This window comes from Micromonospora endolithica (assembly GCF_003626595.1).
Lineage (GTDB): Bacteria > Actinomycetota > Actinomycetes > Mycobacteriales > Micromonosporaceae > Micromonospora > Micromonospora endolithica.
The window spans coordinates 20972-33472 of sequence record NZ_RBAK01000005.1; the positions used below are offsets into that span (position 1 = coordinate 20972).

Annotated in this window: 8 protein-coding genes and 1 pseudogene; 6 read left to right on the top strand and 3 right to left on the bottom strand. The window is 70.5% G+C overall.

What is annotated here, in order from left to right; all coding sequences use genetic code 11:
- Nucleotides 1-30 precede the first annotated feature (30 nt).
- The 3 genes from D7223_RS14510 to D7223_RS33540 form a co-directional block, all read right to left on the bottom strand.
- The gene (locus D7223_RS14510) at nt 31-1863 is read right to left on the bottom strand and encodes a glycoside hydrolase family 15 protein (RefSeq protein ID WP_238161968.1); all 1833 of its coding nucleotides are present in this window, start codon (nt 1861-1863) and stop codon (nt 31-33) included.
- Nucleotides 1864-1945: 82 nt separating this feature from the next.
- Nucleotides 1946-2356 (bottom strand): transposase, encoded by a 411-nt coding sequence (locus D7223_RS14515; RefSeq protein ID WP_186832308.1) that lies wholly within the window; start codon nt 2354-2356, stop codon nt 1946-1948.
- A 51-nt stretch (nt 2357-2407) separates the two neighbouring features.
- Nucleotides 2408-2524, bottom strand: coding sequence for a transposase family protein (locus D7223_RS33540; RefSeq protein WP_147252647.1), 117 nt, complete (start codon nt 2522-2524; stop codon nt 2408-2410).
- 168 nt (nt 2525-2692) lie between these two features.
- Here D7223_RS33540 and D7223_RS14520 point away from each other — a divergent pair.
- The 6 genes and pseudogenes from D7223_RS14520 to D7223_RS14545 form a co-directional block, all read left to right on the top strand.
- A pseudogene (locus D7223_RS14520) lies at nt 2693-2830 on the top strand (SAM-dependent methyltransferase); the annotation flags it as partial.
- Between the two features lie 497 nt (nt 2831-3327).
- Nucleotides 3328-3702, top strand: coding sequence for an STAS domain-containing protein (locus D7223_RS14525; protein ID WP_158610894.1), 375 nt, complete (start codon nt 3328-3330; stop codon nt 3700-3702).
- Between the two features lie 331 nt (nt 3703-4033).
- Entirely contained in the window at nt 4034-5890 is a 1857-nt protein-coding gene (locus tag D7223_RS14530; RefSeq protein WP_120728939.1) for an Hsp70 family protein, read from the top strand.
- A gap of 39 nt (nt 5891-5929) precedes the next feature.
- Nucleotides 5930-8047: an AfsR/SARP family transcriptional regulator gene (locus D7223_RS14535; protein ID WP_120728940.1), complete on the top strand. Its 2118-nt coding sequence runs from the start codon at nt 5930-5932 to the stop codon at nt 8045-8047.
- A 209-nt stretch (nt 8048-8256) separates the two neighbouring features.
- A complete protein-coding gene (locus tag D7223_RS14540) occupies nt 8257-11349 on the top strand; it encodes an AfsR/SARP family transcriptional regulator (RefSeq protein ID WP_120728941.1) in 3093 nt (1030 codons plus the stop codon).
- Nucleotides 11346-12476, top strand: a complete 1131-nt coding sequence (locus tag D7223_RS14545) for a DUF2637 domain-containing protein (protein WP_120728942.1) — start codon at nt 11346-11348, stop codon at nt 12474-12476. The genes D7223_RS14540 and D7223_RS14545 overlap by 4 nt, the downstream gene beginning before the upstream one ends.
- Nucleotides 12477-12501 lie beyond the last annotated feature (25 nt).

Below are 12501 nucleotides of genomic sequence, written 5' to 3' on the forward strand. Positions count from 1 at the left end.
CGGCGGTGGACAGGGCGATCGCCATCGACCTTAGTGCTCGTCGTTGATGAGGCGGTCGAGGACGGCCGCTGTGGTGATCAGGGAGAGATGGCTGAACGCCTGCGGGAAGTTCCCGACCTGCTGGCCATCGGGGGCGATCTCCTCTGCGTATAGGCCGAGCGACGTGCTGTAGGTGAGCATCTTTTCGAAGGTCAGCACGGCGTCGTCGAGCCGGTTCGCTTGCGCGAGTGCCTGGACGTACCAGAACGTGCACATGTTGAAGGTGCCTTCGGCTCCGGCCAGACCGTCGGGCGAGGCGCTCGGGTCGTAGCGGTAGACGAGGCTGTCGGAGACCAGATCGGTGTCGATCGCTTGTAGCGTCGTCCGCCACAACGGGTCGATCGGCGAGATGAACCCGAGTGCGGGCATCGCGAGCAGTGACGCGTCCAGGATCGGCGCGTCGAAGTGCTGAACGAACGCCCGTCGCTCAGTATCATAACCGCGAGACATGATCTGCTCGTAGATGGCATCGCGTTCCGTCGTCCAACGGGCCGTGTCGCCGGGGCGTCCACGGCGCTGCGCGAGGCGGACGGCCCGATCGAGCGCCACCCAGGACATCAAACGCCCGTAGGTGAAGTCCTGCCGGCCGCCCCGGGACTCCCAGATGCCGTCCTCGGGTTGATTCCAGTGCTCGCAGAGCCAGTCCATGACCCGTGCGGCCTTCCGCCACCCCTCGCTCGTGGTGAGTAGCCCGCTGCGGTCGGCCAGGTCCAGTGAGTTGAGCGCCTCACCGTGGATGTCGAGTTGGAGCTGACCCGCGGCGTCGTTGCCGACCCGCACCGGCGCCGACCCTCGGTATCCCTCCAGGTGATCCAGCACCTCCTCGGCGATGTCCGAGGAACCGTCGACCCGGTACATGACCCGCAATGGCAGGTGCCCCTCCTCGGCCTCGCGCAGGCGCGCGTCGAGCCAGAACAAGTATTTTTCGGCCTCGTCGGTGAAGCCCAGGCTGAGCAGCGCCTGCACCGAGAACGACGCGTCGCGGATCCACGTGTAGCGGTAGTCCCAGTTGCGCTGCCCGCCAACCCGCTCCGGCAGGCCGGCGGTGGGCGCGGCGACCAGCGCGCCGGTCGGGGCGTACGTCATCAGTTTGATGGTCATCGCGGACCGCTCCACCTGCTCTCGCCAGCGGCCGCTGTAACGGGAACGACGCAGCCACCGCCGCCAAAAGTCGCGGGTTTGCGCGAGCAGATCGTGGGCCTGCTCACTGCTCAACGCGCGGGGGATGGTCGGGCCACCCGTTTCCAAGACCACCCCGGCGCTGTCGCCCTCCTGCATCGTGTACGTCACGGACAGGCCCTCCGCGTCACGCCGGATCTCCTCGGTGTCGAGCAGCCGCTGCCCCCTCGCGAAGGGTGTGAGGGTGAAGGTCAGGTTCGGGCTCCGAAAGGCGGCACCCCCCAGATGCATCTGGATCTCGTACGGGTCCCGGCCGTAGTTGAACCCGGGCTGGCAGTGGGCGTGGAACCGCATGCTTCCGCGCACCATCCGAATCAATCGGATCAGTTGGTGCCGGTCGGTGGCCTGCTCTCCGGCGACCGGCATGAAGTCCAGCACCTCCCCCACACCGTCCGGGCTGTGGAAGCGTGTGATCAGGATCGGCGTACCAGGAAGGTAGAGCTGTTTGCTCGCGTACTGGATACCGTCCGGCGCGACCTGGAAGTAGCCGCCCCTGCGTCTGTCCAGAAGAGCGCCGAACAGACTCGGCGAGTCGAACCGGGGTGCGCAGAACCAGTTGACCACGCCGTCTTTGCTGATCAGCGCTGCCGTCTGAAGATCACCGATCAAGCCATGATCTTCCACCGCCGGGTAGGTCGTTTCCACTGTTAGCTCCCGCCCTCGTCCAACCGACGGGCGGTGTACCCGGAAAACGGGACAATAGACGGTGCAGTGCGGCACGTACTCGTCATCGCTCCGGCCGAGATACCGCGCGGCTGGTGATCTGCTCGGCGTGGCGGGTCTGGGTGTGCAGGGCGTCGGCGACGAACAGGACATCGGTCAGGCTGCCGAGCACGGCCTCCACGGCGTCGAGCAGTGGGGTGAAGGCGGGGATTTCGTTGCTCTTGATGTCGACGGTGACCTGGGCCAAGACGATGCCGGTGCTGGTGTTCAGCGCGGACAGCAGATGCGTCTGGCGGCCGTCGGGCAGGCGGGCGCCCCTGAGTGTCTTGCCGTCCACGGCGATCACGGTCCGGTAGCGGCGCGGCCGGGTGGTCACCGGTGGTGTCCGGGTCCGTAGCCAGCCGGCCAGGACGCTGCTGATCAGGGTTGCGTCGAGGCGGGTCAGCAGCCGCCATACCGTGCTGCCGGCGGGCACGCCGCGGGTGAACCCGAGCCGCTGCTGGTCCGATTCGTCCAGGTCGTACAGCTAGTCGGTGATCGCGGCGAACGAGGTGGCGCCGGCCAGGACCGCGCAGACCGCGACAGCCAGCAACGCAGCGAGGGGGTACCGCACGCCGTGAGGGTTACGCGGGTCTGGGATCACGCTGACAGCGTCCAGGAGCGCACGATGTTCACCGTCGGTGATCGGCTCTGGCGGGTGTCGTGAAGTCCTAGAGAAACTCCATGATCACCTTGAGGGCTTCACCCGCTTCATCCGCCTCCATACAGGCCGGTCGCCCACCGTAATCCCAGCTCACAGGCTCGCCGAGCGAGGACGCAACGGCCCTGCCTGTTCGCCAGGCTGGAACTGATCGACCCCGGGCTCGTCACCTGCTCGCGCTGGCGCCCTAACGGCAACGACACGACGCCCGCCTCCGCGTACTGCGCCGTCGCTCGCAAGAACAACTAACGGCACGGGTATCGAAGATCGATACTGAGCACGGTATCCGACGGCACGCCACAGCCGCAAATCGCCATTTCCGACAACTGATTGCCCAAGTGGTGGTGACCGAATACGTCGGGCGGATCGCCCACCGGCTGTCCCGCTACTCGTCGACACAAGGTGGCAGGCCGGGTACGCCGCTACGGAGAAGGCGAGCAGCGCGATCCCAGCGAACGGTTCCAGGGTATTCACGTGGCCCATCTGGTGTCAGCGGCACCCTGGCGCGTAATCGGCTCAGGGGCAGCAGCGTTAATCGCCGGCGATGCGTGATTGAAGTCGGTGATCGTGGGTACCGTTCGGGTTGGCGCCCGTGCGCCACGTCGAGGTCGGCACCGCCGTGCGTCAGCTTTGTCCTCCCCGGCGCCGGATCGATGGTATCGATGGTGGCCACCTGATCCGGCTCACCCACCGCCTTCGCCGGGCGAGGACCGAGGCCTTTGGTGGACCTATCCCCTAGTCGCGGCGTGCTGCACGCCGACCATCACGACACGAAGCCGGCGCGGTATGTCGCCCTGCGCGGGGAAGCCGACGGATCGACAGCCGACCACCTCCAGGCCGAGCTGAGACGCCTGCTCGCGCCGTCCTGGCTCACTGTCCTCAGGGTGGACCTGAGCGCGTTGCGGTTCCTCAACTGCGCCGCACTGTCCGCCCTGCTGACGGTCAGGGCAGCCGCTACGCAGTGTGGTCAGCAGTTGTCGATCACCGGGGCCGACGGCTGTCCCGCCCGTGTGCTGGCACTCACCCAAGCAGATCTGGTGTTCGGTCATCCACCGCTGCCTGGACACCCTCGCACGCCTCTCGCGAGCCCTGCCCTGAACGCCGCTGTCGGCCCTGCCTGAAACTTTACCCGGCGTTGACCGGTGCTGGCACCCCTCAGACCCCCATTCGGTAATGCAAGCGTCGAACAGCGACGCAGCAGCCCCAACTCGACCGGCTGTTTGGAATGTCCAGATGCCGCGGCACCAAGGCGCTGGTGCTTCACTTCGCCCAACTCGCCGGCACCCGCACCGCCTCGAGCGTCGCCGAAGTGGGAGGGGGCGCGGGGGTCACGTCCACCATCCTGCCGCATGGCAGTGACAGGGCTCGCTGATCTGGTTCGGCCCCTCGCTGCGGTCGCCGGGCGGTGATGGGTGGGTGACGTCACTCTGATCGTCTGTTTGACTGGGGTCTATGCAGTCGGGGGAGGCGCGGCTGGCGATCGACTGGGGCGGTGCCAGCACGACAGGAGTGCTGGCGTGGCCTGACGGGTCATGGTCGCCGCTGAGGTTTGGTGCGGATCCATCGTTGTCCAGCGCGGTGTTCCTATCAGTGGACGGCAGCGTCGTTACGGGCCAGGACGCCTGGCGGGCCGCGGTGGCTGAGCCGGGCCGGTTCTTCCCGGCGCCGCGCCGCTCCGTTGAGCAGCAGACACCTGTCTCTAGTGGCGAGGTGGAGGGGCTGGACCTGGTCGCGGCGACGTTGCGGAAGGTGGCGGAGCAGGCCAGGAGTGTCGTCGGTGGCGAGGTAGGGGATGTGCGGCTGGTCGTGCCGGCCGGGTGGGGGCCGCGGCGGCGCACCTGGTTGCGGCACGCGGCGCACCGGGCGGGTTTGCCGCAGCCCCGGCTGGTGGAGGCGCCGGTGGCCGTGGCGAGCTATCTGCTGGCCTCAGGCGTGCAGGTGCCGGTCGGGTCGTATCTGGTGGTATGCGATGTGGGTGGTGGCGCGGAGGCGAGTGTCCTGCGGCGCGGTCCAGCCGGATTTGAGGTCCTCTCCACCCTGTCCGACTCTGCGGCGGGCGGGTTCGCCGTCGATGATGCGTTGACGGGATTGCTCTCAGAGGGTGAGGCGGGCGGGGAGGCGGTGGACGGTTCCCGGTGGGCGCTGCTGGCCAGCGTCCGGGTGGCGAAGCACGCCCTCGGCGAACAGCCGGCGGTGACCGTGCCACTGCCGGGCAGGCCGGCGGTGGTGGCGAACGGGATACTTCTCGAGCAGGCCGTACGGCCGGTCGTGGAGCGCGTCGCCGAGCTGACGGTAGAAGCGATCGCTGCGGCCGAGGTGGACCAGACGACGATCGCCGGCCTCTACTGCGTGGGCGGCATGGCCGGTATGCCGGCGGTGGCGCAGGCCCTCGCCGATCGGGTGGGTGTTGCGCCGGTTGTGCTCGCCGATCCGGTACTCGCGGCCGCCTGCGGCGCGGCGGACGCGGGCGCGGCGAGCGTCGCGGGTGACGCGGAGGTGATGGAGTCGCCGGTGCCGCCGGTGCGGCGGGCGGTGGCGATCGCCGTGCCGGGTTTTGCGTCCTTGGGGTTGGTGGGGCAGTTCCTGCTCACCGCGGAGTGGAATGGCGCGTCGGTGTACCGGTGGGCGTTGCTGAATTGGGGTGAGCTGGCGATGGCGGCGGTGTTCGCGCTGGTCGCTGCTCTTGGTGCGGGCACGGTGATCGCGTCGGCGCTGGCTGCCCGCCCTGGTGAGGCGCCGATGTCTGCTGGTGGGCAGGTGGGCACGGGCATCCTGGCGTCGATGTCGTTGGGGGTGACGGTGGCCGGGTTGTACGCGGTGGTGGGTAGCGTCTACATCGGTCAGGAGGTGGGTGCGTTCCTGCGGTGGGCGTTGCTGCCGATCGTTCCGGTGGTGGTGGCTGCCGTGATGGCCGTCGTCGCGGCCCGGCAGTGGCGCGCGCCCTTGGGCGGTTGGTCACGGTTGCTGGCGTTCCCGACCGGTTCGGTGGTGACCGCGGCAGTGGGAATGGCGCTGATCCAGTACTCGCTGACGGCGGACCGTTGGCCTGCGCTGGTGTTGTGGATCGACGTCTCGGGCCGTCTCGGGGGTGTGCTTCTGGGTGTCGGGGTGGCGATGGCGGTGGTGTCCAGGCCGCTGCTGCGGCTGATCCTCGCCGCTCCGCTCGGGGTGATCAGCGCGGCGATCGTCGGCCAGGCGGCGTCCGGCATGCTCGGGGTCATCTACGCCGCCGCGGTCGGGGTGTGGTGGGCGCGGCAGGTGTGGACGCGCGTCATCCGTCCGGCGCGGGCCGTGGTGCGCCAACCGTGAATGGCACCGCGCGACAGGCGGTCTGGCGGCGTTGTGGGAGTGGTTGAGGTGCGCTGGCCGCGGCGGCTCGGTTACCTGCTGCTCCTTGTGTTGCTTCTCGTGGTTCCACCGGTGGTGCTGGTGGAGATTGTCGGGTGGCCGGATCAGCAATGGCCGGGTCTGCGGCAGTGGGTGGCGACGCCGCTGACCGCGCAGACCCTGACCGTCGCGTTGATCGTGCTGGCCTGGCTGGTGTGGTTGATGTTGGCCGCCACGGTCACGCTCACTGTCGCCGCCCGGATTTGGTCCGGGGCGCGGTGTTTGCGTCGCGTGCCGCTGCCCACTCCGTTGCAGGCCACCGCTACCGGCGTAGCCGGTGCCGCCGCGTTCGGCGTCGGTGCTGGCTATGCCGGCGCGGTGGCCCCGCCGGAGGATCCGCTGCCTGCAACCGTCGGCACCCTCGACGACTCCGGCGGCGCTGCGGCGGCTGATCCCAGCGACCTGTTGCAGGGCGACCAGGACGGTGGGGTGGTGGTGCCGGGCGGCTGGTTGCCGCGTGAGGCTGCCGAGCAGGTCGCCGCCGCAGCTGGGCTGCTGTGGCTACGCCGGCGGCGCGCCTACCAACCCGGTGCCTCGGGGTCGAGCGCACTTGGCGATGGTGATCTGACGCCGCTGCCCGCGACCGTGACCGCCCTGCAAGCCGCTCTTGTCGTCGCACCTGCGGACACGCTGACGCGCTCGGCTGCGGCCACGGCGCCGCAGCTGTCGGGTTCGATCGCGGCCCTGCCGTCCGGCTCGGTCACGCTCACCGGTCCTGGCGCCCACTCTGCCGCTCGCGGTCTGCTGGTCACTGTCGTCCTGGAGGCACTGCGGCATCCGTCGCCTGCGCCGTTGGTGATCACCCGCACCGCTCTGGCCATGCTGCTCGACCCGGGGGGCGGGCGGGTATGGCCGCCGATGCCCGGCGTGCGGGTGGCTGACTCCGTCGACGACGCCGCGGCGGTGCTCGCGACTGTCGCCGGGCAGGACGGTCCCGGGGCGGAGCCGCGGCAGGCCGCCCCGCTCACGTCCAGTCGGCCGGTGTTGATCCTAGAGTCCTCGCCGCCTGCCGGCACGGTTGCCGCGGCGATAGCGGCCGGCGCTGGCACCACCGTTCTGCTCGCTGGCGGGGCGGACGCGGTGATCTGGCACGTCGACGCGGGCGGCCACATCCGTGACCCGCGTCGTCCCGACGAGGCTGGGGTGCGGCTGTGTGTGCTCGACCCGGTGGCGGCCACCGATCTACTCACCGTGATCACGATGACGTATGCACCGGATGTGCCCCCCGCTTCTGCGTTCGAAGCCGCCGCTGTCGCAGCTGAGCTGCCACGCATTCCCCGTCAGGCGACCAGGCTGCCACCCCAGCGGCCACCGGCGTATACGGCGTCTTTCAACAGCACCATTCGTGCGGCGGCTACGGTGGGCCGCCTCGACCTGCGGGTTCTCGGTGAACCGATCCTGCTCGCCGACGACGCACCCGTGCCGATCCGGCGTAGCGCTTCCCTGCAGGTGCTCGTCTTCCTCGCCGTGCACCCCGACGGGGCCACCACCGGGCAGCTCGCCGAGGCCATCTGGCCAGGTCTGCCCGCCCACCGCCTCACCGGCCGCCTGTACACCACCCTCAGCGACCTGCGCACCAGCATCCGGGCGGCCTGCGGTCTGACCGTCATCGACCACACCGACAACCGCTACCGCCTGCACCCAGCGCAACTGGATTCCGACCTGTGGCGGCTGCGCGCCCTGGCCGTACACGCCTCCACCGCCGTCACCAACCCGGCCGCCGCATGGCAGGCCGTCGTGGACGCTTACACCGGCGACCTCGCCGCCGGCCACCCGTGGCCGTGGCTCGACCCGGCCCGGGAGGCCACCCGCCGCCACGTCCTAGACGCCTACGCCGCCCTGGCCGCCGCCGACCCAGACCCGCGCCGCGCCCTCGACCTGCTCCACGCGGGCATCCGCGTCGACCCCTACAACCAGACCCTCCATCAACAGGCGATCGGAGTCCTCACCGCGCTCGGTGAGCACGACACCGCCGCCGAGCTCACCGATGTCTACACCCGGCGTCTCACCGCCGCCGGTCTCTTATCCGAGGCCCACAGGGCATCACACGACGGCGCCGAGCCGGTGTCCGGCAGGTAGCCGACCGCACCTCCTTCGCTCATCTCACCCCGGCCGGTCGGCGTCGGCTTGCGGCGACTGTCGTCAGCCGGTGTGGCAGTGACCTGCGGCTGTGAGGTGCTGTGAGGTTGTGTAAGGCCGTGTCAGCTCCCACGGCACCGTCACGGGCATCGCCCGCCCCTACCGTCAACGCACCGGATCAATGAGCGTTTGGGTGAGGTGACAGGGTCATGCGAACGACATCAGGCGTACGGTCGATCACCGCCACGCTCACCTCCGGGCTTGTCCTCGCCGCCGTACCGGCCGCCCTGGTCCGTTACCTCGGGCTGCCGGAGGTGGCCGTGCCATCGGCGAGCGCGGTACGGGTCTTCGTCCGGGAGCCCCTGACTGAGGACTTCATCCTGGTCCTGGTCCAGGCCGGCGCGTGGGGCATCTGGGCGCTCCTGGCCACCACCACCGGTTTACGCGGATACCAGCGGCTCACCCGCGCGCTGCGCTGGCTGCCGGCGCTACACCTACCCGGACCGCTGCAGCACCTGACCGCGGTGATGCTCGGCGCCACCGCCGTCAGCGCCGCCACCGGCGCGCTACCGGCCCACGCCAGCCAACCCGGCCCGACCGCCACGACCGGCGACGCCATCCCCCGAGAAGCAGCCCGGTCGGTCGATCGGAGCACCCTGATCGGGAGCCAGCCCGCCACTGATACCACCGCCCCGCGCGCTACCCACACCGTCGCCCGCGGCGACACCCTGTCCGCGATCGCCCAACGCCGCCTCGGCGACGACGACCGGTGGCCGGAAATCTTCGCTCTCAACCGCGGCACCCGCTTCCCCGACGTCGGCGGCACCCTGCGCGACCCCGACGTGATCCGCCCCGGCTGGACCCTCGACCTGCCCGCCGACGCCGCCGCGGCACCGCAACGGCAGACCCGGACCACCCCACCCGAGCCCCCCGCCACCGCCATACCGACACCCGCATCGCCGATGCCCTCGCCGCCCACCACCGCCACGCCCAGTGCCGGGCCAACAGCCTCCGCCACAGCCCACACGCCTACCTGCGGCGCGTCCACCGGTCAGGCCCCTGCTCGCACAGCGGCACCGACGACCGCTACCGACGGCTCCGACACCACCAGTGCGGCCCCGGACCGCGACACCCGCGGACGGTCCGGCAACGGCGTGCTCCTGCCCAGCGGCAGCTGGATCGACATCGGCCTCGCACTGGCCATCGTTGCCGCTGCGGCACTGGTCTGGGCCCACCGGCAACGCCGCTACGTACCCCGCAAGCCCTCCACGTCGCCCCGCACGCACGACACGGACCTGGCTGCCCTGCCGCGCGTGGTCACACAGATCCGCCGCGGACTGCGCTGCGCCACCACCAAGCCCGACACGACCGATCAGCAGGACGGCACGCCGTCCGATCCCGACGGCGGCACCGACACCGCCGACGACCCTGCCGAGATTGACGCACCATCTATGGTCAGCGCCGACGAGCAGGTGCAGAACGCCGGGAGCCCAGTGCCGGTGGCGCCGTCTCTCGCGCACCCACTCTCGGTGGTGTGGCAACCGGCTGGGCTGGGCCTTACCGGGCCCGGTGCGCCCGCCGCCGCCCGCGGTCTACTCACCGCCGTCCTCGCCGCAGGCGACGGGGATCGCCCCGATGGGCGCACCGTGGTGGTCATGCCGGCCGCGACCGCCGCGACCCTCCTCGGCTCCGCCGCGGCCCTGCCCCGCACCCCCAGACTGCTCCTTGCCGCCGACCTCGACGACGCCCTGCGGGTCATCGACGAGCAGACGATGCACCGCAGCAGGCTGGTGCACCAGCACGACGTCGACACCGTCGCCGACCTGCGTGCTGCCGACCCCTGCGAGGAACCCCTCCCGCCGGTCATGCTGCTCGCCCATGACACCGGCCGTCACGCCCGCTCCCGTGTCGCCGCCCTCCTAGCCCAGGGCCAGCGCCTGGACATCCACGGCGTGCTGCTCGGCGCGTGGCCAGAGGGCGACACCGTCGACGTCGCCCACGACGGCACCGTCACGCCCGCCGACGGCGACGCCCGGTGCGGCGGCCACCCCGCCGAGGTCGGCCGCCTCGCCGTACTCAGCCCCGCCGAAACCATCGACATCCTCGCGACCCTTGCCGAATCCCACACGGGCCAGCCGCCCACACCCGCCGCCATCGAAGCCGCACCCTCTGCACTCACCGCGCCGGCGGACACCGGCAGCGCCGACACTTCAGCGGCCAGTCCTTCGGCACCGTCACCATCGGCTGACGACGCCACCGCGAACACGTCCTTCGATCCTGTCGACGCCGGCCGATACCGCGCCGCCGCGCGGAACCTCGACGAGGCGACCGATACTGCCCGCGGCGGGGCAGGCACAGCCACCGACGACATTTCCGCCGCCGACCAGCCCATCCTGCGGACATCCACGGCCGCGGCCGACGGCGGCGACACCGCCCCCGCCGACACCATCCCGACCGTGCCCGTCCCACCAACAGAGTCGACCGGGAAACCTCGCCCCGACACCCAGCCGCTGCCGGTGGCGCGGCCCGACCGCGTCATGGTGACGGTGCTCGGCGCCCCAACCATCGTCGGGGCCGACCCGCAGCGAAAGCCCCGCGCGAAGTCCCTCGAGCTGCTGGTGTATCTGGCGGTGCACGACGGAGCAGCCACGGCCGAGGCGATCCTGGACGACCTGCTGCCCGACGCCCCGGTGAGCAAAGCCACGCACCGGCTGCACACCTACATATCCGACCTACGCGCGGTGCTGCGCCACCAAGCCGGTCCCGGAACCTACCTCACCCGCCCGCACCACCAGTACCAGCTCCACGGCGACCGCTTCGACATCGACTTGTGGCGTATGCGAGAGGCGATCCGCGTCGCCGACACCGCGGGCACACGAGCCGAACGCATCGAGGCGCTACGCCGCGCCGCCGCCTACCGGCCTCTGGCCGAGGGCTGCGACTACGAGTGGCTCGAACCCCACCGGCATGCCGTACAGCGCGAAGCCCTCGATGCCGTAGCCGCTCTCGTCGAGGAACTCACCGACCAGCCCGCCGAACAGGCCGCCGTCTGCGAGACCGCCCTGCAGCACCACCCCTACGCCGAGACGCTGTACCAGCAGGCGATGCGCGCCCACGCCCGCCTCGGACACCTCGACACCATCCGCGCGCTGCGCCGCACGCTGACCCGACGCCTCACCGAGATCGACACCGAACCGTCCGAGGACACCCTCGCTCTGGCCGACCGCCTCATCACCGACCTGCGGCGACCTCGACAGAACCCACGCAGCCCACAGCCCTTCGGCGACGGAGCACCCGCATGACCCTCGACAATCGACCACACACCCTCGCCGCCGACGCCATCACCGGCGAGCGTCTACGGCGGCTGCGGTGGGCGGTACGCGCCACCCTCACCCTCGGCGTCGCCGCGTCGCTGGCCGCGAACGTCCTGCACGCCCAGCCGAACCCGATCAGTCAAATCATCGCCGCATGGCCGCCCCTGGCGCTGCTACTCACCGTTGAACTGATCTCCCGCGTCCCCCACCACCGCTGGATGCTCGGCGCGATCCGCATCACCGCAGCCGCCACAATCGCGATCATCGCCGCCTGGGTGTCCTACTGGCACCTCGTCGGCGTCGCCGCACGCTACGGCGAAACCGGCTACGGCGCCGCCTACCTTCTCCCCATCTCCGTCGACGGCCTCGTCATCGTCGCCAGCGTCAGCCTCGTCGAAATCAGCGCCCACATCCGCGCCACGTCCTCGCAAGCAGCAAACACCCCCTGCAGCGAACACCGCCACACCCCAGCACCCACAGACCCCGCGACCGTGACTCCGCCACCAGCCGAACACTCCGGCCGGTCGGACACGGCAGAGATCGCCGCAAGCCACGCCGACGCACGTCCGCTCGCGGGCGCCGAACGGACCGCCGCGCCGACGGCACAAACCCACGCCTCAGTCGCGATGCCCCCACCTGCGGCTACAACCAGACCACCGAGCGCCGACGGCGACACACCGCCACTGCAGCCCGACACCGCGAAGACACCGCCCGACCCCGTACGAGCGTCTGCCACCGGAAAGCCGGCAGGACCGCCTTCGGGCAAAGCACGCACGGCTGCCGCGTCACGCACCAACACTAGGCGGTCGACGTCCACCGACACGGCACCCCAGGCGACGCATACCGCACAGACTGGTCGGGACGCGCCGTCACCCGGGAGAGCCAAGAGCGGTGACCGGCAGGAGGAAAACCCACAAGGCAATGGCGACACCTGGTTGACCGATACCGCCGCAGCGGTGGCGTACTGGCGACACAATGATCCCGCGCTGCAGCCGGGCGAGGTCGCTGCACGGATCGGCAGGTCAGAACGGACTGTGCGCCGCCACTGGCAGCCACGAGCAGAGTCCCTCACCGCACGGCCCAACGGCCATCCCACCGGCAAGCTGCACCGCTAATCCTTATTCCGACCCGGTGCCAATG

Excerpts from the sequence above, each read along its gene's own strand:
- D7223_RS14540 (WP_120728941.1), top strand. The coding sequence starts at position 8,257 with ATGCGAACGACATCAGGCGTACGGTCGATCACCGCCACGCTCACCTCC.
- D7223_RS14530 (WP_120728939.1), top strand. The coding sequence starts at position 4,034 with ATGCAGTCGGGGGAGGCGCGGCTGGCGATCGACTGGGGCGGTGCCAGC.
- D7223_RS14545 (WP_120728942.1), top strand. The coding sequence starts at position 11,346 with ATGACCCTCGACAATCGACCACACACCCTCGCCGCCGACGCCATCACC.